19 protein-coding genes and 1 riboswitch are annotated in these 18652 nt (G+C 65.7%); of the genes, 6 read left to right on the top strand and 13 right to left on the bottom strand.

Going from position 1 to position 18652, the window contains the following annotated elements; all coding sequences use genetic code 11:
* Positions 1–61 precede the first annotated feature (61 nt).
* From PVV74_RS14330 to fdhD, 4 genes are read right to left on the bottom strand one after another with little or no spacing between them, the layout of a single operon-like run.
* A complete protein-coding gene (locus PVV74_RS14330; RefSeq protein WP_274593672.1) occupies positions 62–2173 on the bottom strand; it encodes a molybdenum cofactor synthesis domain-containing protein in 2112 nt (703 codons plus the stop codon).
* Complete coding sequence (gene mobB, locus PVV74_RS14335; RefSeq protein ID WP_274593673.1) at positions 2170–2661, bottom strand: molybdopterin-guanine dinucleotide biosynthesis protein B; 492 nt, start codon at positions 2659–2661, stop codon at positions 2170–2172. Before mobB ends, PVV74_RS14330 begins: the two co-directional genes overlap by 4 nt.
* Complete coding sequence (mobA, locus tag PVV74_RS14340) at positions 2658–3302, bottom strand: molybdenum cofactor guanylyltransferase MobA (RefSeq protein WP_274593674.1); 645 nt, start codon at positions 3300–3302, stop codon at positions 2658–2660. The genes mobB and mobA overlap by 4 nt, the downstream gene beginning before the upstream one ends.
* Positions 3299–4213 (bottom strand): formate dehydrogenase accessory sulfurtransferase FdhD, encoded by a 915-nt coding sequence (gene fdhD / locus PVV74_RS14345; protein ID WP_425061782.1) that lies wholly within the window; start codon positions 4211–4213, stop codon positions 3299–3301. The genes mobA and fdhD overlap by 4 nt, the downstream gene beginning before the upstream one ends.
* Before the next feature lie 31 nt (positions 4214–4244).
* Between fdhD and PVV74_RS14350 the strand changes: the two genes are divergently transcribed.
* Both PVV74_RS14350 and PVV74_RS14355 read left to right on the top strand, forming a co-directional pair.
* On the top strand, positions 4245–4958 hold the full coding sequence (locus PVV74_RS14350) for an AzlC family ABC transporter permease (RefSeq protein WP_274593676.1): 714 nt from the start codon (positions 4245–4247) through the stop codon (positions 4956–4958).
* Complete coding sequence (locus PVV74_RS14355) at positions 4958–5281, top strand: AzlD domain-containing protein (protein ID WP_274593677.1); 324 nt, start codon at positions 4958–4960, stop codon at positions 5279–5281. The genes PVV74_RS14350 and PVV74_RS14355 overlap by 1 nt, the downstream gene beginning before the upstream one ends.
* 96 nt (positions 5282–5377) lie before the next feature.
* Here PVV74_RS14355 and PVV74_RS14360 read toward each other — a convergent pair whose 3' ends face one another.
* From PVV74_RS14360 to PVV74_RS14375, 4 genes are all read right to left on the bottom strand, one after another.
* Positions 5378–5515, bottom strand: a complete 138-nt coding sequence (locus PVV74_RS14360; protein WP_103763566.1) for an aa3-type cytochrome c oxidase subunit IV — start codon at positions 5513–5515, stop codon at positions 5378–5380.
* Positions 5516–5599: 84 nt separating this feature from the next.
* Positions 5600–6055 carry a hypothetical protein gene (locus PVV74_RS14365; protein ID WP_274593678.1) on the bottom strand — a complete coding sequence of 152 codons (456 nt, stop codon included), beginning with the start codon at positions 6053–6055 and terminating at the stop codon, positions 5600–5602.
* A 13-nt stretch (positions 6056–6068) separates the two neighbouring features.
* Positions 6069–7103, bottom strand: coding sequence for an MBL fold metallo-hydrolase (locus PVV74_RS14370; protein WP_274593679.1), 1035 nt, complete (start codon positions 7101–7103; stop codon positions 6069–6071).
* Positions 7103–8818, bottom strand: coding sequence for an acyl-CoA dehydrogenase (locus tag PVV74_RS14375; RefSeq protein WP_103763563.1), 1716 nt, complete (start codon positions 8816–8818; stop codon positions 7103–7105). Before PVV74_RS14375 ends, PVV74_RS14370 begins: the two co-directional genes overlap by 1 nt.
* A gap of 133 nt (positions 8819–8951) precedes the next feature.
* Between PVV74_RS14375 and PVV74_RS14380 the strand changes: the two genes are divergently transcribed.
* Positions 8952–9908 (top strand): L-threonylcarbamoyladenylate synthase, encoded by a 957-nt coding sequence (locus tag PVV74_RS14380; protein WP_103763562.1) that lies wholly within the window; start codon positions 8952–8954, stop codon positions 9906–9908.
* A gap of 13 nt (positions 9909–9921) precedes the next feature.
* On the opposite strand, the gene PVV74_RS14385 is transcribed toward PVV74_RS14380, so the two are convergent.
* Positions 9922–10449, bottom strand: a complete 528-nt coding sequence (locus PVV74_RS14385) for an invasion associated locus B family protein (protein WP_371931667.1) — start codon at positions 10447–10449, stop codon at positions 9922–9924.
* A 203-nt stretch (positions 10450–10652) separates the two neighbouring features.
* On the opposite strand from PVV74_RS14385, the gene PVV74_RS14390 reads away from it, so the two are divergent.
* On the top strand, positions 10653–11651 hold the full coding sequence (locus tag PVV74_RS14390; RefSeq protein WP_274593680.1) for an asparaginase: 999 nt from the start codon (positions 10653–10655) through the stop codon (positions 11649–11651).
* 258 nt (positions 11652–11909) lie between these two features.
* Positions 11910–12143, top strand: a complete 234-nt coding sequence (locus PVV74_RS14395) for a calcium-binding protein (RefSeq protein ID WP_103763560.1) — start codon at positions 11910–11912, stop codon at positions 12141–12143.
* Between the two features lie 184 nt (positions 12144–12327).
* Here the strand turns inward: PVV74_RS14395 and PVV74_RS14400 are convergent, their stop codons facing one another.
* The 4 genes from PVV74_RS14400 to serB form a co-directional block, all read right to left on the bottom strand.
* A complete protein-coding gene (locus PVV74_RS14400) occupies positions 12328–13023 on the bottom strand; it encodes a thiamine ABC transporter ATP-binding protein (protein WP_274593681.1) in 696 nt (231 codons plus the stop codon).
* Positions 13010–14566, bottom strand: a complete 1557-nt coding sequence (locus PVV74_RS14405; RefSeq protein ID WP_274593682.1) for a thiamine/thiamine pyrophosphate ABC transporter permease ThiP — start codon at positions 14564–14566, stop codon at positions 13010–13012. Before PVV74_RS14405 ends, PVV74_RS14400 begins: the two co-directional genes overlap by 14 nt.
* Entirely contained in the window at positions 14542–15534 is a 993-nt protein-coding gene (gene thiB / locus PVV74_RS14410) for a thiamine ABC transporter substrate binding subunit (protein WP_274593683.1), read from the bottom strand. Before thiB ends, PVV74_RS14405 begins: the two co-directional genes overlap by 25 nt.
* Positions 15535–15565: 31 nt before the next feature.
* Positions 15566–15677: riboswitch (TPP riboswitch) on the bottom strand.
* Positions 15678–15956: 279 nt separating this feature from the next.
* Positions 15957–16829 carry a phosphoserine phosphatase SerB gene (gene serB, locus PVV74_RS14415; protein WP_274593684.1) on the bottom strand — a complete coding sequence of 291 codons (873 nt, stop codon included), beginning with the start codon at positions 16827–16829 and terminating at the stop codon, positions 15957–15959.
* Between the two features lie 604 nt (positions 16830–17433).
* Here serB and PVV74_RS14420 point away from each other — a divergent pair.
* Positions 17434–18612 (top strand): phosphoserine transaminase, encoded by a 1179-nt coding sequence (locus PVV74_RS14420; RefSeq protein WP_274593685.1) that lies wholly within the window; start codon positions 17434–17436, stop codon positions 18610–18612.
* Positions 18613–18652 lie beyond the last annotated feature (40 nt).

An 18652-nucleotide genomic window follows, 5' to 3' on the forward strand; every position in this document is an offset into this window, starting at 1 on the left:
TTCTGGACCATCCGGTTTGGCCCCAAAACAGGCTTGCGCCACGGGTCGGGTCAAGATCCGCTCAGTGGAAAAAGCTGGCGAAGGGGATGTAGGTGACCGGATCGCCGGTACTGATCGTGACGGCGTGGTCGGGAAGTTCGACCAGCCCGTCGGCCCAGCTCAGGCCGCTTATGCGCCCGGAGCCTTCGGATTTGAATATTTCGGCCTGTCCGTCTGTTACACGGGCGCGCAGGTATTCGCGGCGGCCGGGTTTCTTGGATTTCGAGAAGGCGGCGGGCAGGGAAAAGCCCTGTGGACGGTGCCAGCCCTGGCCCGAGAGGAGGCCCATCGCGGGACGGGCGAAGACGAGCGTGCAGACGAGTGCGGCGACCGGATTGCCGGGGAGGCCGAAGACGGGTGTGCCGTTCCAGAGCCCGAGCGCGAGCGGGCGGCCCGGTTTGACGGCGATGCGCCACTGAGACATGGCGCCGGTCTCGTTCAGCAGGGCCGAGACGTGGTCTTCGTCGCCCGAGGAGGCACCGCCGGATGTCAGGATGACGTCGGCCTGTGCCGCGCCCCTGTCGAGCGCGGTGCGGAGGGTCTCGCGGTCGTCGGGAACGCGGCCGAGGTCTACGGGCGTGAAGCCGAAGCGTTCGGTCAGGCCGAGAAGCATGGGGCGGTTGGCGTCGAAAATCTGGCCGGGTGCCGCGGACGCACCCGGCTCGACCAGTTCATCGCCGGTGGACAGGACCGCGACGCGCAGGGGGGCGTGGACGGCGAGGTCGGTGTTGCCAGTCGCGGAAAGGAGCGCGAGGTCGGCGGGGGTGAGCTTGCGGCCCTTCGGCAGGATCGTGTCGCCGGCCAAGACGTCTTCGCCCGCCTTGCGGGTGTTCGCGCCGGGTTTGACGCCTGGGCGAAAGGCGATGGCGGTTTCGCTGGCGGTGACGTCCTCTTGCAGGATCACGGTGTCGACGCCCTGTGGCAGGGCGGCGCCGGTTAGGATGCGGATGGCATGGCCGGGGGGCACGGTCCCCTCGAACGCCTTGCCAGCGGCGGCGCGGCCGGGCGTGAGTGGCAGGGTCTGGTCGCCTTCCGTCAGGCTGGCATGGGCAAAGCCGTAGCCGTCGACGGCGGTGTTTGCATGGGGGGGATTGGCCCGTTTGGCCGTCACATCGGCGGCAAGGATGCGGCCAAGTGCATCGGTGAGCGGTAGGGTTTGGGTCGCAACGACCGGGTGCAGCCTGTCCTGCAGCATGGCGAGGGCATCGTCCACCGGGGTCCAGTCCACGCCGGCAGGCAGCGCGAAACAGTCGTCGCGCAGGGGTGGGGGGCGCAGGGTATCGTCGGCGGTGGCCATCAGTTTGTCCTCGTGTTCCAGCCCCATGATCCAGCCTTCGACCGGGGCGTTAACGTCCAGCATGGCGGCCAGCGCGTCGGGGTGCAAGCGGGCGACGGCACGGGCCAGCAGACGCACCTGGTGGGCGTCGCGGATGCCGCCGCTTGCCTCGGCCTCTTTGACGATCCGATTGATGAGGCCGGGCCAGATCTCGACGAGGGCGACGGGTTTGTCGAGAGGCTCGAAGGGCCATGTGGCGATCAGGCCGGGGAAGCGTTGGCGCAGACGGTGCAGGATGGGCAGGCCGGTAAGGACTTGGCCGCCAACGGCGCCCGCGCCGGAGAGTTGCCAGCACGTGAAGCTGCCCTCCGCCTGCTTTTCGACCGCGCGGCGGTCGGGGAAGGGGTTGTGGTAGGTCCGTTTGGTCCTTGGCAAGCCGGGAACATCGTGATTGGGGCGACCATTGCCCCAGAACGGGCCGATGCCATCGCCGAGCGTTCGATTGACAAGGCCGGCGACGTCGAAACGGTTGTTGGTCTTGGGGCTGTCTTCGATATGTCTGTCCAGCCAGCTCCAGACGGCGAACGGGTCATCGGTGCCGGCAAGTGCGCGGGCGAAGCCATCGGGATAGGCGAAGGGGAAGTCGAGGCCGATGAAGAGGCGACGGTTGGCGGCGGTCTCGGTTTCGATGAGGTTGGCGAGTAGGGCTTCAGCTTCAATACGGTTTCGTGTGTATTGTGGTGCGGTATCGTTTCCGTCGCGGGTGAGGCCGAGCCATATCGCGTCTTTGCGCGGACGGGCGCCGGTGTCGTTGCCACCGGACCAGTCGATGATTGCGACCGTGTCGTACGGGGTCACAAGCCGACCTGTGTCAAGATGAAATCTGCGATAGCTTTCGTGTCGTCGAGGTCGAAGACGGGGCGATCGAGGTCGAGGGGCGTGTCGCTGGCCACGGCGTGGATCGTCGGATCGTCCGGTGCGATCAGCGGGTTGCCGGTGACGGAGCGGTGTGCCTCGACCTTGGGATGCGCGTCGCGCTTGTAGCCTTCGATCAGCACGAGATCGACCGGGGAGAGCTTGGAAAGAAGCGTGTCGAGCGAGGGTTCGTCCTCGTCGCGCAGCTCGTGCATCAGGGCAAAACGAGCGCGGGAGGCGAGCAGCACCTCGGTCGCGCCGGCAACGCGGTGGCGGTGGCTGTCCTTGCCGGGGTGGTCGACGTCAAAGCGGTGGTGCGCGTGCTTGACGGTGGAAACGGTCAAGCCGCGACCCGAGATTTCGGTCACGAGGCGTTCCATCAGGCCGGTCTTGCCGGCGTTCTTCCACCCTACGACACCGTATAGTTTCATCTGCGGTCTTTCATCATGTCCTGCGCGCGGGCGAGATCCTCGGGCGTGTTCACGTTGAAGAACGGATCGCCCGGGATGTCAAACAGCGCCTCGCGGCCGCCATGCTTTTCGGTCCAGAGGACGACCTTGCGCAGCCCGTCCAGCAGGGCCGCGCGCAGGTCGTCGCGCAGGGCTGTGGGCCAGAGGCCAAAGGTGGGATGGCGGATCAGGCCGGAGCGGGACATGGACTTGGTTTTCTCGTCCGCGCCACGCGGCGTGGCGGCGAGAACGAGCGGGTGAGTCATGTCTGCCGCGGTTTCGGTCAGGTGAGATACGAGATTTTCGGGAAAAAACGGCGTGTCTGCTGCGACGGTAACAATGGTGTCGGCGCCTTGCGTCGCGGCCCAGTCGAGACCGGCCAGCACGCCCACCAGTGGCCCGGGGAAATCGGGCAGGGGGTCGGGCAGGACCGGTAGACCGAGATGCGCGAAGCGGTCGGGGTCGCCGTTGGCGTTCAGGGCCATGCCCGCCACCTGTGGGTCGAGGTGGGCGATGACCTGATCCAGGATCGTGCCCTCGCTCAGGGGCAGCAGGCCCTTGTCGCCACCGCCCATGCGCGTGGCGAGGCCGCCCGCGAGGATCACGCCCAAAGGCTTGGTCATGCGTCGGCGCTTTTGCGGCGGTGTTTCTTGTCCTCATCGGGGATTGAGGACGGGTCTGCGTCGCGTACCAGACGTTCCTCGCCCGCAAGGCAGACAAAACGCCGGCCACGCATCCGGCCGATAAGGGTGAGGCCCACCTCGCGGGCGATCTCGACCCCCCAGGCAGTGAAGCCGGAGCGGGAGGCGAGGGCGGGGATGCCCATCAGCGCGGTCTTTATGACCATTTCCGAGGTCAGGCGCCCGGTGGTGTAGAGCAGCTTGTCGTCGGGTGACACGCCTTCCGACAGCATCCAGCCGGCGATCTTGTCGACGGCGTTGTGGCGGCCGACATCCTCCATGTAAACCAGCGGGCGGTCGCCCTGGCAGAGCACGGTGCCGTGGATCGCCCCGGCCTCCAGGTACAGGGACGGCGTGCGGTTGATCGTGCTGGCGAGCGCGTAAAGGTCGGAGGTCTTGACCCGCAGGTCTGGCAAGGTGGTGTCCTCCAGCCCCTCCATCATGTCGCCGAAGACGGTGCCCACGGCACAGCCCGAGGTGCGGGTCTTTTTCTTGAGCTTTTCTTCGTAGGTGGTTTCGCCATCGGTGCGCACGACGACGGTTTCGAGATCCTCGTCATAGTCGACGCCCTTGATCGTCTCGTCGTCCTTGAGCATCCCCTGGTTTCTCAGGAAGCCGAGAGCGAGGTAGTCGGGGTAGTCGCCGATGGTCATGGCGGTCACGATTTCCTGACCGTTGAGGAAAATCGTCAGAGGCCGTTCCTCGACCACCGCGATATTCGTCGGATTGCCGTCATGGTCCACGCCTTCCACGGACCGTGTCAGGCGCGGTGCCTTGGGGTCGGGAGCGATGATATACGCGTTCGGAGTGTCGGTCTTCGCCAATTGCGGTCCCTCTAATTGCAGGATAGGCATCCTAGGGTAAGTGGTAACGTAAGATGTTCGGATGACAACGGAAACCGACAAGTCGATTTTCTTCAAAGGGGTACGCGATGCGGCCCCCTTTGTTTTGGTCGTGTCACCCTTTGCCACGCTCTTTGGCGTGGTGGCGACCGAGGCCGGGCTGAACGTGCTGGAGGCGCTGACCTTTTCCTTTGCGGTCATCGCGGGGGCGGCGCAGTTCACGGCACTGGCGTTGATGGTGGACAATGCGCCGGTCATCCTGGTGCTGGCCTCGGCGCTGGCGGTGAACCTGCGGATGGCGATGTATTCCGCCGCGCTGACACCCTATCTGGGGGCCGCGCCGCTGTGGCACCGGGCGCTGGCCGCGTATTTCATCGTCGACCAGAGCTATGCGTTGGCGCATATGCGGTTCGAAGAGAACCGGGATTGGGCCTTGCGCCAGAAGCTGTTGTATTTCTGGGGGACGGTCGTACCGGTCTGCCCGTTCTGGTACCTGTTCACGGGCATCGGCGCGGTGCTGGGCAGTTCGATCCCCGATTGGATGGCACTGGATTTCGCGGTGCCGATCACGTTCATCGCGATCATCATGCCGATGTTGCGCACGCGGGCGCACCTGGCGGCGGCGCTGGTCTCGGTCGTGGGGGCGCTGATCTTCGCCTTTTTGCCCTATAACCTCGGCCTCTTCGTGGCGGGGATTGCCGCGATGATGACGGGCGCCGAGATCGAGCGGCGCACACACCCGGACGGGGGCGCGTGATGGATACCGCAACCGTCTGGACCGTGATCGTCCTTCTTGGGCTGGGCAGTTACCTGCTCCGGTTCTTTTTCATCGGCATCGTCGGGGACAGGCCGCTGCCGCCATGGCTGCTCAGGCATCTGCGCTATACCGCGGTTGCGATCCTGCCCGGGCTGGTGGCGCCGCTGGTCTTGTGGCCCGCGGCCACGAACGGAGAGCCGGACCCGGCGCGGCTGGTGGCGGCTGCGGTCACTGTCGTGGTGGGGGGATGGACCCGCAACATCATCGCGGCGATTCTATCGGGCGGTGTCGCGCTTTACCTGATGCTGTACCTGGTGGGGTGACGTGGCGCGCTTTTGCGGGGCAGGCGTCACATAACAAAACGCCCCCTCAGTGTCCTGCGGGGGCGTCGCATTCCTGTCGGTTCGCCGACGCGCGGCCTAGATGTTTATCATCGCCAGCAGAATAAGAAAGATAATGGAGCCGGCCGCGACGTAGGTCGATGCCTTCAGGAAGCCCTCGAAGGTCTTTTCCTGAACCCTGATATCCATTTCGCCGTGCTTGTGTTCGTTGGCCATGATCCCGATCCTCGTGTGCGGTTGTCACTGTTCGCGACTGGATAACGGATTTCAAAGCGGCTGTCACGGCCCGGAACGTCGCAGTCAGGCAGACGTTTCCAGATCCTGCGCAAGGCGGAAGCCGATACGCGCCGGCTCAGATGTTTCGGGCGGTTTGGGCAGGGCACGGAGCATCACGCCAAGCTGGCTGACATGCTGGATCAGCTGAGTCTTGGCGCCCGACGGATCTGAGCCGTAGAAGGTGACGATGTCGGGATCGAAATAGCCCATGCCCTCGATGCGCAGGGTGCCGGGGCCGCCGCCAGCAAATCCCATGGCGACCTCGTGCTCGTTGTCGAGCGTCTTCTCGAAGTTCTGGATGTAGAGAATCAGCCGCTCGTAGGCCCATTGTGCGGGGCTCTTGGCGCTTCCGGCGTTCTCATTGATCAGGTTGTCGGGAATCTCTGTACAGGGTGTGTTCGGATCGACATGTACCTCGTGGCATCGGGCGAGAACGGCGCTCTCGGCATACTCTGCCGTCGTTTCGATCACTTCGTCCATTTTGGCGTACCCCTTAAACCTTCCAGAGCCACGCACCTTCCGGGTTCAGATGACGCGTGATGCGGCCAGCCTGATACAGATGATTCAGGTGTGCAACCGCCTCGACCAGTGCAAGGCCGTAGGTGCCGCTGTCGATCCTGCGCTTGAAGAGCGGGGGGAAGCATTCGGCGGCCGTGCGCGGCGTTTCGAGATGGGCTTCCAGTCGTTCCAGGGCGTGGTGATGATTGTGGGCCAGTTGGCGCATCCGCGTGGGCAGACCGGTGAAGGGCAGCTTGTGACCCGACAGGACCAGCTGATCGGGTCTGGCAAGCGCAGACAGGCGTTCGCAGCTGTCCAGCCATTCACCCAAAGGGTCGGCGTCGGGCTCGGTCGGGTAGACGCCGATATTGGGGCTGATCGACGAGATGATCTGGTCGCCCGCGATCACAAGCGCGTCGTCGCGGGACCAGAGCGTCAGATGCTCGGGCGCGTGGCCGTGGCCGACATGGATGTCCCAGGTTCGGCCGCCGGCGGTGAGCGTGCCGCCCTGTTGCAGGCGGGTGTAGCCAACCGGGATGGGCGCGCAGCTGTCCGCAAAGTTGAACGGTCGGTCGTTCTTGCGGGCCTCATAGATCTCGGGGTCCATGCCCGCGCGTTGCCAGAATTCAAGCGCCTGTGGCGTGGGGCGATCCTCGACATCGAGGATCAGCATCCGGGCCATCAGGTAGGCGGTGCGGGTCATCAGGAGGTCCGCGCCGAAGCGGTCCATCAGCCAGCCCGCCATGCCGATATGGTCGGGGTGGTGGTGGGTGAGGATCACGCGGGAGACCGGTTTGCCTTTCAGCGGCCCGGTCAGCACGTCCTCCCACAGCGCGATGGAGCGTTTGGTGCGCACGCCGGTATCCACTATGGTCCAACTGTCGCCCTCGTCCAGCGCGTAGATGTTGACGTGGTCAAGCGCCATTGGCAGGGGCAGGCGGATCCAGAGGATGCCGGGGGCCACTTCGACCGCCGCGCCGTGCTCCGGTGCGCTCTCCCAGGGGGTGGTGATCTTGCTTCCGTCGGCCATCAGGCGGCAAAGTCCTCGGGGGCGAGGGCGTAGAGGTCGTCGGCCCCGGCGGTGGCGTGGGCAATATGCGCCTGCGCCTCGGGCAGGATGCGGGTGATGTAGAACCGCGCCAGCCGGGCACGGGTGCCATCGGTGTCGTGCATCGCGGCCAGCAGGTGCGCGTGACCACCAAGGACGCGCGCGAAGGCCCGCAGGAAGGGCACAGCGCCGGCGAAGCGGTTGTTCATGTCGTTCTGGGCGACCATCCACTCCGTCGCCTCGCGCAGGGATTCGGTGGCTTGCCAGACGGGCTCGGCCAGCTCGGGGTGCTTGGCGCGGGCGGCTTCGGCGGTGCTTTCGATCTCGTCGAGGATGGCATAGGCGGCCTCGCCCCCGTCCATCAGCTTGCGGCCCACGAGGTCCATCGCCTGGATGCCGTTGGTGCCTTCGTAGATTGCGGTGACGCGGACGTCGCGCAGGTATTGCGCGGCGCCGGTTTCCTCGATGAAGCCCATGCCGCCATGCAGCTGGATGCCCATGTTGGCCACCGCGATGCCGGTATAGGTGCCGAACGCCTTGGCGATGGGGGTGAGGAAGGCGGCGCGTGCGGCCCAGTCGGGCGCGGCGGTGGCGGTTTCCATGTCGATGGCGGCCGCACAGGTGAGCGCGATGGCGCGGGCGGCGAAGGTCTCGGCCTTCATCGTGGCCAGCATCCGGCGCACGTTGGCGTGGTCGATGATGGTGCCGGTGCCGTTCTCTATCGTGCTGCGGCCCTGCTTGCGGTCTTGCGCATATGCCAGCGCGTGCTGGTAGGCGCCGTCGGCCACGCCGACGCCTTGCGTTCCGACGCCGAGGCGGGCGTTGTTCATCATGGTGAACATGGCGCGCATCCCGTCATGTTCCTCGCCCACCAGCCAGCCGGTCGCGCCGTCATACTGCATCACCGCGGTGGGGCTGCCATGCAGGCCCATCTTGTGTTCCAGGCTGACGACCTTGAGGTCATTGGCGCGGCCCGGCTCGCCGTTCTCGTCCGGGATGAATTTCGGCACGAGGAAAAGGCTGATTCCCTTGGTGCCGGGTTTGGCGTCGGGCAGGCGGGCCAGCACGAGGTGACAGACATTCGGGGTGAAATCATTGTCGCCCCAGCTGATATAGATTTTCTGGCCGGTGATGGCGTAGGTGCCATCGTCGTTGGGCACGGCCTTGGTGGAAAGCGCTCCGACGTCGCTGCCGGCCTGCGCCTCGGTCAGGTTCATGGTTCCGGTCCATTCGCCGCTGACCAGCTTGGGCAGGTAGGTCTGCTTGAGCGCGTCGCTGGCATGGTGCTCCAGCGCCTCGATCTGGCCCTGGGTCATCAAGGGGCTGAGTTGCAGGGACAGGCAGGCGGCCGACATCATGTCATTCACGGCCGTGGTCACGGTCATGGGCAGGCCCATGCCGCCATGCTCGGGGTCGGCGGCGATGGCGACCCAGCCGCCCTCGGCAATGGCCTTGTAACCCTCGGCATAGCCGGGGCTGGTGCGCACAACGCCGTTTTCCAGTTTCGCGGGATGCAGGTCGCCGGGGCGTTGCAGCGGGGCCAGCACCTCTTCGCACAGCTTGCCGGCCTCGGACAGGATGGCAGCCGTCACATCCGGCGTCGCCTCGGCAAAGCGGTCGGTGGCGGTGACGCGGTCAAGGCCGACCACGTGATCGAACAGGAACTGGAAATCCTCGACAGGGGCGCGGTAGGGCATCGGTATCTCCCGAATGGCGATAGGCGGCGCGGCTTGGAATCCGGCACGCGCATCTGTAACTGTGTCGTGGGTCTTGGGGCAACTCTATTGCAACGGCCCTTCACGGCAACCGAAACGCGGCGTCAGACCGACCATGACACTTGAGACAAGACACCTGTCCCCTGATGCGGACGGCTACGCGCAGGCGGCAGAGGTCTGGCGCGAGGGCGGGCTTGTCGCCTTTCCGACCGAGACGGTCTACGGGCTGGGTGCGGATGCGCGGAACGACATGGCCGTCGCGCGGATCTTCGAGGCCAAGGGGCGGCCCCGGTTCAACCCGCTGATCGTGCATGTGCCGGATATCGCGGCGGCGAAGACGCTGGTGGCGTGGTCCGATGCGGCGGAAATCGTCGCCTCGGCTTTCTGGCCCGGGGCGATTACGCTGGTGTTGCCGATCCGAGGCGATGCGGGCCTGTCGCCGCTGGTGACGGCGGAGCTGCCGACGCTGGCGGTACGGGTGCCGGCGCATCCGGTGGCGCAGGCCCTGTTGCGGACGTTCGGCGGGCCGGTGGCGGCCCCCTCGGCCAACCCGTCGGGCCGGATCAGCCCGACCGAGGCCGCGCATGTAGCGGCGGGCCTGTCGGGCCGGATCGAGGCGATCGTCGAGGGCGGGGCCTGTGACGTGGGGCTGGAATCGACGATTCTGGGGCTGGAGGGCGCGCCGACCCTGTTGCGACCCGGGGGCATACCGGCCGAGGCGATCGAGGCCGCGCTGGGCACGTCGCTGGAGCGGCACGCCGAGGGCGGCACGCTGACCGCGCCGGGGCAGATGACCTCGCATTACGCGCCGGGGGCGGCAGTCCGTCTGAACGCGACGGAGGCGGCGGCGGGCGAGGTGATGCTGGGCTTCGGGCCGATGGAAAGCGATCTGAACCTGTCACCCACTGGCGACTTGGTGGAAGCGGCGGCGAGCCTGTTCGCGGCGCTTCACGCGCTGGATGCGAAAGGTGCGACAGGCATTGCGGTGGCGCCGGTTCCCGACACGGGCCTGGGCCGCGCGATCAACGACCGCTTGCGCCGCGCGGCGGCGCCGCGCGACGTTATCGGTTAACGCAGCGCAGCGTTTACTGGCAGCGTTTCTCGGCTTCTTCGAGAGCGGCGGTGTAGCCCAAGAGCGAGAACGTGTCCTTGGTGACCGTCCCGCGCGAGGAGCGGGCGGTCAGGACAGCATCGGCGCCACGTTTCATCGCCGCGATGATCTTGGCGTCGTCCGACGCGCTGGCGGGCCAGGCCCATTCGCCTTCGGTGAACATCTCGAACTCGGACCCGCCGATATTGATGTTCACTGTCGAGCCGCCCGCAAAGGGGTAGCCGCCGGTAAAGGTGATCTGGCCATTCACGCCGGCATCGGGCCGGAAGAACGTCATCATCAGAATGTCGCCACGGCGAACGGCGACAACACGCCCATCCTTCGTATTGACCGTTTCGGTTGGCGAACTGACGGCCCAGCATTCTTTCGGATCGGAATCCTCGAACACGCTCCACGCGGTTTTCGCGGCGACCTGATTGGTGCTTTCGTCTTGTGCGCTTGCGCCCGACGCGACCATGGCCATAAGGGCCCCGGCGATGCCGAATGCTTTCAGTGATCCCATTTGTCCAGCCTCCAAGCTGTCCTTAACCTCAATTGTCCTTAGGCCGCCCCATCCCCTGACGGAATTTTCTGCACGTGCAGCCATTTCTTTCTCGACATTGCAATACTAGCCTGAAACACGCGAGACATGAAAGGTGCAATTGGCGAATTTTCGCCGCAGGAATGACGCGCCGAGACGACCTGCCTGACGACCGGAGGCCCCAAGTGACCAATGCTGTTCCCCTGACCGAAATCTGGCGCGGAGACATCGTGGAAAGCCTGCATCTGGGCCATGCCGTGATCTGTAACGGGCAGGGCGAGGTGATCGAGGCGTGGGGGGACCCGGATGCGGTGATCTATCCGCGCAGCTCGGCCAAGATGATCCAGGCGATGCCGCTGGTGGACAGTGGCGCGGCGGATGCGTTTGGCCTTACCCAGCAGCAGCTGGCGCTGGCCTGTGCGTCACACCAGGCCGCGGCGGTGCATACGGAGGCGGTGAACGAGTGGATTCACGGGCTGGGCCTGAGCGACGACGACTTCCGCTGCGGGCCGCAGATGCCGCAGGACCGGGAGGCGTTCAACCACCTGATCAAGACCGACGGATCGCCCTGCCAGGTGCACAACAACTGTTCGGGCAAACACGCCGGTTTCATGACCCTGTCAAAGCATCTGAACGGCGGGCCTGACTATGTCGACCCCGACCACCCGGTGCAGCGGGCCTGTTTCGAGGCGTTCGAAGAACTGACCGGAGAGCGCAGCCCGGGCTTTGCCCCCGATGGCTGCAACGCGCCGAATTCGATCACCACGATGCGGGGAATCGGCCGGGCGATGGGCTGGTTCGCCAACGCCACGACAGGCGGCGGTGCGCGGCAGGATGCGGCGGTGCGGCTGCGCGAGGCGATGATTGCCAACCCGCTGCTTGTGGCGGGCGAGAAGCGCGCCTGTACCGAGCTGATGAAGGCCTGCCACGAGCCCGTGGCGCTGAAGACCGGGGCCGAGGGCTTTTTCGTGGCGATTGCGCCCACGAAGAAGCTGGGGATCGCGTTGAAGGCCGCTGATGGCAGCACGCGGGCGGCCAATTGCACGATCGCCGCCCTGCTGGTGCGGATCGGGGTACTGGAGGCCGAGCATCCGGCGACCCTGAAATTCATGAACGCGCCGATCCTCAACCGTCGCAAGGTCCGGACGGGAATCGTGAAGCCGGTGGACGGGCTGCTGGTCTGAGTCTTCAAGGTACCGCTGCGCTTTTGACGACATCCTGCCGATTGCCGCATCTGCGATGCGCTGCTTTCCGCGCCGTGGCGTGACCCTGCCTATTGCCGGCAGCACAGTGCCGAGAAAACCCGGCGCTTTGGGCCTGTTTTCGCGCGATCACCGCCTGTCGGATAACGGATCTTCCGGGGATGGAATGGTGCGCCCATGTTGAGGGTCCGCGGGCAGCAACGCCCCGGACAACCTAAACCCAGAAAAGGGAAACCAAAGATGACCAAGACACTTTCTGCAGCGACGTTCGCGCTTGCCCTGACCGTTCCGGCGATGGCCTTCGCCCTGGATGCGGATACCGACGGCGACGGCATGGTCTCGATGGAAGAATTCCAGGCCGCGATGCCCGAAGCACCGGCCGGCACGTTCGAGCAGCTGGATTCGGACGCCGATGGCATGCTGAGCGAAGACGAGATCGCCGCTGGGCAAGAGGCGGGCATCCTCCCGGCATAAGCCGCCACTCGGCCGGGGCGTGCGCGTTTTTCCCATCCTGAGCGCACGCCCCATTTGATACCCCGGAACCTTTTAAAAATCCCGGGGCGCGGCACGGGCCGCCAGGCGGGCACATTCCCCAGATGATCGTATCTGTGCCCGACCTCTCTGAGGCCCGCGCCGCTTTTTCCTTTGAATTGAAGGCTCAGGAGCCGAGATAGTCGCGCAGGACCGGCGGCGGATCGTCGAGAAGATCGGCGGTCGGTTGCAGTGCATGTGCGGTGCCGTTGGCGACGAGGATGGCTTGCGTCGTGATGCGGCGGGCGTCCTCTGGTGCGTGGGAAATCATCAGGAGGGTCGCGCCGGTTTCTCCCGCGATCTCGGCCATGAGGTCGAGCATTTCCATCCGCAGGGCGGGCCCGAGCGCGGCGAAGGGTTCATCCAGCAATAACAGCGGCTTGTCCTGAAGCATGACGCGGGCAAGGGCGGCACGGCTGCGCTGGCCACCGGACAGCTCGCCGGGTTTGCGGGTGTCCATGCCGGCAAGGCCGACACGCTCCAGCGCCGCGGTGACGCGGGTCTTGTCGCCCTGCGACAGGCGCAGGTTGGGCGACAGGCCAAGGCCCACGTTCTGCGCGAGCGTCAGGTGGGGAAAGAGGTTGCCCTCTTGAAAGAGCATGGCGACGGGGCGGGCGCCCGGGGGGTGACCCGTGATGTCGGTGCCGTCCCACGTGATGCGGCCCTGCGTGACGGGCAGGAAGCCCGCGATCCCCTCGATCAACGTGGACTTGCCCGCGCCAGAGGGACCGATCACCGCGACGGTTGCGCTGTCTGGCACGGTGAGGTCGGAGGTCAGGGTGAAGCTGCCGTTGCGGATGGTGGCGGACTCAAGTTTCAGCATGACGATGCCCTCCGCGATCAAGCAGCCAGAAGACCCCGAAGGACAGGATCAACAGAAGGAAGGAAGCGGCGGCGGCGGCCTCCATCTGGTAGGAGCCCATCAGGCGGTAGATCTGTAACGGCAAGGTGGCCACGTCGGGGTCGGCAAAGAGCGTGATGACGCCGAGATCGCCCATCGAGAGGGCTGCGGCGAGACCGGCGGCAAAGCCGATCTGCGGGCGCAAGCGGGGCAGCAGGACATGGCGCAGGAAGGGCAGTCCGGCCATGCCGAGCGAGAGGCCAAGGCAGCCTTGGCGCGCCACGATATCGCGGGCGCGGGGAACAAGGATGCGCAGGGCGAAGGGCAGGACGGTGATGGCGTTGACGAGCGCCGTGACGGGTAGGGCGAAGGCCTGCGGATTAGCGTAGGGACGGATGGCGATGAATAGCCCCGTGCCGATTACCAGAGGCGAGGCGGCGAGGCCAAGGAGACCCGCGATTTCCACCATACGGCCGCGTTCGGTCGCGATGGCGGTGGTCATCGGCAGCGCCATGCAGAGCAGCAGGACGGTACTGAGCGCCGCGACCCAGAGCGAGGTGAGCGCGGCGGTCCAGACCTGGCCTGGCATGTCGGCGAAGCCGGGCAGGCCGGACAGAGCGATGGCCATGAGCGGCACGAGCAGGAAGACTGCCGCGACACCTATGAACAGCGCGTCAATGCACCGTGCGGTGGTCGTTTTTCCGTCGAACCGGCGCAAGCCGCGGTCGAGACCGGAGCCGAACCCTTCGCCGCGCGCCAGCCAGAGGGCGATGCCACCGGCGAAAACCGTCAGGCCAAGCTGCACGGCGGACAGGAGTGCGGCCCGCCCAAGATCGAAGTCAAACCTGAACGCCTGGTAAATGGCGAGTTCTATCGTGGTGGCCCGCGGCCCGCCGCCGAGGGTGAGCGCGACGGCAAAGCTGGTGAGACAGATGGCGAAGATCACGGTGAAGGCGCCGGGGACAAGGCGCAGGAGCATGGGCAGTTCGATCACCCGGAACATCGACCAGCCGTCGATGCCCAGGAGGGCGGCGAGACGGAAACGCTCGGCGGGAATTTCCTGCCAGCCCTGCAGGACAAGGCGGGTGGCCAAGGGCAGGTTGAAGAACACGTGGGCGAGGACGACGCCGTGCAACCCGTAGATCTGCACCGGGGGCAGGCCGAGCGTGCCCAGGGCCGCGCTGACCCAGCCGCCACGGCCGAAGACCTCGATCAGGCCCAGAACGGCGACGATCACCGGCAGGATGAACGGCGCGCCCAGAAGGGCGATCAGCAGGCTGCGGCCCCGGAACCGGCGGCGGGCGAGGGCGCGGGCGACGGGGATGGCCAGCAGCACGGAAAACAAGGCCGAGAGGGTGGCCTGTACCAGCGTGAAGCGCAGGGCGGCCCAGTCGGCGGCGTTGAAGCCGCGCCCGGTTTCGGCGCGCAGGGCGACGGCCAGCAGCGCCCCGAAGATGAGCGCCGCCACGAGGGCGGCGGCGCTCCATCCCGGTCTGGCGCTTAGCGGCTGAGCGCGTTCAGCCATTCATCGAGCGCGGCATCGCGGGTGGCGGCGGCTTCTTCGGCGCTGAGAAGCAGGGATTTCTCCGGTTGGATCAGGGTGTCGAATCCTTGGGGCAGGCCGTCCTCGAGCTCCTTGGCGGGGTACATCCAGTTGGTCGTCGGGATAACGGACTGGAAGTCCTGGGTCAGCATGAACGCGAGGAACTGGTCGGCCAGTTCGGGTTGGTCGGTGGAGGCCAGTTTTCCGGCCACTTCCACCTGCATGTAATGGCCCTCGTCGAAGGCGGCGGCGGTCTTGCTGTCGTCCTCTTCGGCGATCAGGTGGTATGCGGGCGATGTGGTGTAGGAGAGCACCATGTCGGCCTCGCCTTCGAGGAAGAGACCGTAGGCTTCGGTCCAGCCCTTGGTGACGGTGACGATGTTGTCCGAAAGCCCCTCCCAGATTTGCGGGGCCTCGTCGCCATAGGCGGTCTTGACCCACATCAGCAGACCGAGACCGGGGGTGGAAGAGCGCGGATCCTGGATGACGATGGAGGTGTCGCTGTCGGCCAGAGCCTTGAAATTGCTGGGCGCGTCCATGTCCTTGTCGTGGACGAAGGCGAAATAGCCCCAGTCGTAGGGCAGGAAAACCGGGTCGTCCCAGGTAATCGGCAGATCGAGGTCCGGGGACTGGCCGTGCTCGGCGAAAAGGCCGGTGTCCTTGGCCGCGGCGATCAGGTTTGTGTCGAGGCCGAGGACGATGTCGGCATCGGTATTCTGTCCCTCCAGCCGGACGCGGGCGAGAAGGGCCGCGCCGTCCTCGACGCCGACGAGGTTGAGGTCGCAGTTGCAGTTGGCCTCGAACGCCTCTTCGATCTGCGGGCCGGGGCCCCAGTCTGCGACGAAGCTGTCATAGGTATAGACGGTCAGTTCGGGCGTCCCGCTTGAGTCCTGCGCCATCGCGGACGTGGCGGTGAGCAGACATCCCGCAGTGAAAACAAGGCGTTTCATGGCATCCTCCCTTTCGGCAGGGGGCGGCGCGATGCGGGTGCATGACCTTCCCTCCGCCGGTGTCAGCCGGTTCAGGTTCAACGGGTTTGCTATGTGCATCTCAGTCGCCGTGTCTGGGCCGGTCGACACCCCGAGGTTTCAACAGGAACGTAGGGGCAAGCCGGGGAAGGGACAAGGTGAATTGGCGAATCGGAAGGTTAATGCTGCCGGAAGGCCCGAAATGACGTCGGTATCGCGTCGGTATTCGGGTGGTATGGCAACGGTGCCGGTGAAGTGGAGGGCCGGGTAAACGTGCCGCGCGGGGATGCGGCGGATGAGGAACAGGTCAGCGACTGGTGAGAGGCGGCGAGGTCCCGGGGCGAGCCCGGGACGGGGTGCGCCAGGTTTCGTCGCCGAGACGTGCGCGTGGGCTTTCGCCCACTCTACAGGATCTGGAAATCGTTGCGGTCGTAGCCTTGCAGGTAGAGCAGCGCGGTGAGGTCGCCGTGGTTGATGCGCAGATCGCATTCGGCGGCGACGGAGGGCTTGGCGTGGAGCGCGACGCCGCTGCCGGCGCGGGCGAGCATGCCGAGGTCGTTGGCCCCGTCGCCCACCGCCAGCACGTCGATGTCCGAGATGTTGAGGCGGGTGGTGATATCGGCGAGCGCCTGCACCTTGGCCTCGCGCCCGAGGATGGGGCGGGCGACGTCGCCGGTGAGCTTGCCGTTCTCGACAAGCAGCGTGTTGGCGCGGTTCTCGTCGAAGCCGAGAAGCGTGGCGATATGCGAGGTGAAGGCGGTGAAGCCGCCCGAGACGAGGGCGGTATAGGCCCCGTGGGCCTTCATCGTGGCCAGCAGGGTGGCGCCGCCGGGCATGAGGGTGATGCGGGTGTCGAGGACCTCTTCAATGACGTCTTCGGCGAGGTCTTTGAGCAGCGCGACGCGTTCCAGAAGGGCGCCTTCGAAGTCGAGCTCGCCGTTCATGGCGCGGGCGGTGATGTCTTTCACATGAGCGCCGACGCCGGCCTCGTCGGCCAGCTCGTCGATGCATTCCTGGCAGATCATGGTGCTGTCCATGTCGGCCAGAAGCATGCGCTTGCGGCGGTTTTCTGACGGTTGGACGACAAGGTCGGTGCGCAGGGTTTGCAGGTTGTCCCAGACCTCCCACTGGTTGTCGGGGAGCGCGGCCATGTCGAACTCCGCCGCCTCGTCGGGCGCGAGCCAGCGGGCGTCGAACCCGCCCCAGGCGTTGCGCAAGTTTTCGACCAGTGCCGGGTCGAGCGTGCCCGGAGGGGCGATGAGGGTTGTGGTGAACATGGGGCGTCTCCGCTTTGCGCTTGGGATGCGGCATAGCGCAGGTTGGTGCGGGGTTCTAGGTGGGGGCCGCGCGACTCCATCGCGATCTCTACTGCGTTGGTCGAGTGTCGTCAGCGTATGTCGACGGATTCGTTGGGCAGTGGACCGCTTGCGAAGTAACGCCCTAGTAAGCGGCCATATTGTTGTGTATCGCCATATACGTTGCCAACCCGCAGAGGATCAACGATAGCCCGATCACGGTCCATACAAGGATTCTCGACGACAAACTGGTCCCGGCGCGTTTCTGCACGAAGGTTATCAATTGCCCCAGAATGATCTCCACTGTGGCGTCCTCATTCAGCCGATGTTTTGATGCCCATTTAGCTTCATTTTAGTAAGCAGGCTGCGGTGCGATTCAACCATTAAGCGCAATTCGTGGGTCACTCGCGCAGTATGAAAGCCTCTCTTGACGAAGTTTCCGATGATAGCCGCCGGGGTCGCTTTCGGACCGCAAACCGCCGCGCCTTGGCGATTTTCCCTCTTGCGGGGCCGGTGCGGCCAGCGTAATCCAAAAGGTGGGACACCCCTCCCCAACGAGGGGCGCTTATCTGGAAGGATAGCAGCAATGGCTATTGAGACACCCGGCACGCGGCCGGACACGAAACCTGTCGCCGTTCCGGCGAATCCGCGTTTTTCCTCCGGCCCCTGTGCCAAACCCCCCGTTTTCGACCTGAGCAAGCTTGCCGATGCCCCGCTGGGCCGGTCGCACCGCGCCGCCGTGGGCAAGGCCAAGCTGAAGGCCGCGATTGACGGCACGCGCGAAGTGCTGGGGATTCCCGACGATTACAAGGTCGGCATCGTCCCGGCGTCAGACACAGGCGCGGTCGAGATGGCGATGTGGAGCCTTCTGGGCGAACGCAAGGTCGAGATGCTGGCCTGGGAAAGCTTTGGTGCGGGCTGGGTCACGGATGCGGTCAAGCAGCTGAAGCTGGAGGCCGAGGTCAAGACCGCCGAGTATGGCGAGATTGTCAATCTGGACGGCGTGGACACGGACAATGACGTGGTCTTCACCTGGAACGGCACGACCAGCGGCGTGCGGGTGCCGGATGGCGACTGGATCAAGGCAGACCGTCAGGGTCTGACGATCTGTGACGCGACCTCGGCCGCGTTTGCGCAGGACCTGCCGTGGGACAAGCTGGATGTGGTGACGTTCAGCTGGCAGAAGGTTCTGGGCGGCGAGGCGGCGCATGGGACGCTGGTGCTGAGCCCGCGGGCAGTGGAGCGGCTGGAAAGCTATACGCCGCCCTGGCCCATGCCGAAGATTTTCCGCCTGACCAAGGGTGGCAAGCTGAACGCGGGCATCTTCGAGGGGGCGACGATCAACACGCCGTCGATGCTGGCGGTCGAGGATTACCTGCTGGCGCTCGACTGGGCACGCTCGGTCGGCGGGCTGAGTGGCCTGATGGCGCGGGCGGATGCCAATACCAAGGCGGTGGCGGATTTCGTCGGCACGCATGACTGGGTCGAATTCCTGGCCAAGGATCCGGCGACGGCGTCGAACACGAGCGTCTGCCTGAAGTTCACCGACGATAGGATCAGCGACGGGGCGGCGTTCGCCAAGGCCGTGGCCAAGCGGCTGGAGGCCGAGGACGTGGCGTTTGACATTGGTGCCTATCGCGATGCGCCTCCGGGCCTGCGGATCTGGTGCGGGGGCACGGTGGAGACCGCCGATGTGGCCGCGCTGATGCCGTGGATCGAATGGGCGTTCAACGCCGAGATCGCGGCGCTGTCCGAGACCGTTTGAGGTGGGGTGAAACCCCACCCTACGCGGGATGTGTAGGGTG

Origin of the sequence: Roseovarius sp. SK2, assembly GCF_028807495.1 — a bacterium.
In the GTDB taxonomy this organism is placed as follows: Bacteria; Pseudomonadota; Alphaproteobacteria; order Rhodobacterales; family Rhodobacteraceae; genus Roseovarius; species Roseovarius confluentis.

Coding starts and splice junctions, on each gene's coding strand:
- mobB (WP_274593673.1), bottom strand. CDS start 2,661: ATGAAACTATACGGTGTCGTAGGGTGGAAGAACGCCGGCAAGACCGGC.
- mobA (WP_274593674.1), bottom strand. CDS start 3,302: ATGACCAAGCCTTTGGGCGTGATCCTCGCGGGCGGCCTCGCCACGCGC.
- fdhD (WP_425061782.1), bottom strand. CDS start 4,213: ATGCCTATCCTGCAATTAGAGGGACCGCAATTGGCGAAGACCGACACT.
- PVV74_RS14350 (WP_274593676.1), top strand. CDS start 4,245: ATGACAACGGAAACCGACAAGTCGATTTTCTTCAAAGGGGTACGCGAT.
- PVV74_RS14355 (WP_274593677.1), top strand. CDS start 4,958: ATGGATACCGCAACCGTCTGGACCGTGATCGTCCTTCTTGGGCTGGGC.
- PVV74_RS14360 (WP_103763566.1), bottom strand. CDS start 5,515: ATGGCCAACGAACACAAGCACGGCGAAATGGATATCAGGGTTCAGGAA.
- PVV74_RS14365 (WP_274593678.1), bottom strand. CDS start 6,055: ATGGACGAAGTGATCGAAACGACGGCAGAGTATGCCGAGAGCGCCGTT.
- PVV74_RS14370 (WP_274593679.1), bottom strand. CDS start 7,103: ATGGCCGACGGAAGCAAGATCACCACCCCCTGGGAGAGCGCACCGGAG.
- PVV74_RS14375 (WP_103763563.1), bottom strand. CDS start 8,818: ATGCCCTACCGCGCCCCTGTCGAGGATTTCCAGTTCCTGTTCGATCAC.
- PVV74_RS14380 (WP_103763562.1), top strand. CDS start 8,952: ATGACACTTGAGACAAGACACCTGTCCCCTGATGCGGACGGCTACGCG.
- PVV74_RS14385 (WP_371931667.1), bottom strand. CDS start 10,449: ATGGGATCACTGAAAGCATTCGGCATCGCCGGGGCCCTTATGGCCATG.
- PVV74_RS14395 (WP_103763560.1), top strand. CDS start 11,910: ATGACCAAGACACTTTCTGCAGCGACGTTCGCGCTTGCCCTGACCGTT.
- PVV74_RS14400 (WP_274593681.1), bottom strand. CDS start 13,023: ATGCTGAAACTTGAGTCCGCCACCATCCGCAACGGCAGCTTCACCCTG.
- PVV74_RS14405 (WP_274593682.1), bottom strand. CDS start 14,566: ATGGCTGAACGCGCTCAGCCGCTAAGCGCCAGACCGGGATGGAGCGCC.
- thiB (WP_274593683.1), bottom strand. CDS start 15,534: ATGAAACGCCTTGTTTTCACTGCGGGATGTCTGCTCACCGCCACGTCC.
- serB (WP_274593684.1), bottom strand. CDS start 16,829: ATGTTCACCACAACCCTCATCGCCCCTCCGGGCACGCTCGACCCGGCA.
- PVV74_RS14420 (WP_274593685.1), top strand. CDS start 17,434: ATGGCTATTGAGACACCCGGCACGCGGCCGGACACGAAACCTGTCGCC.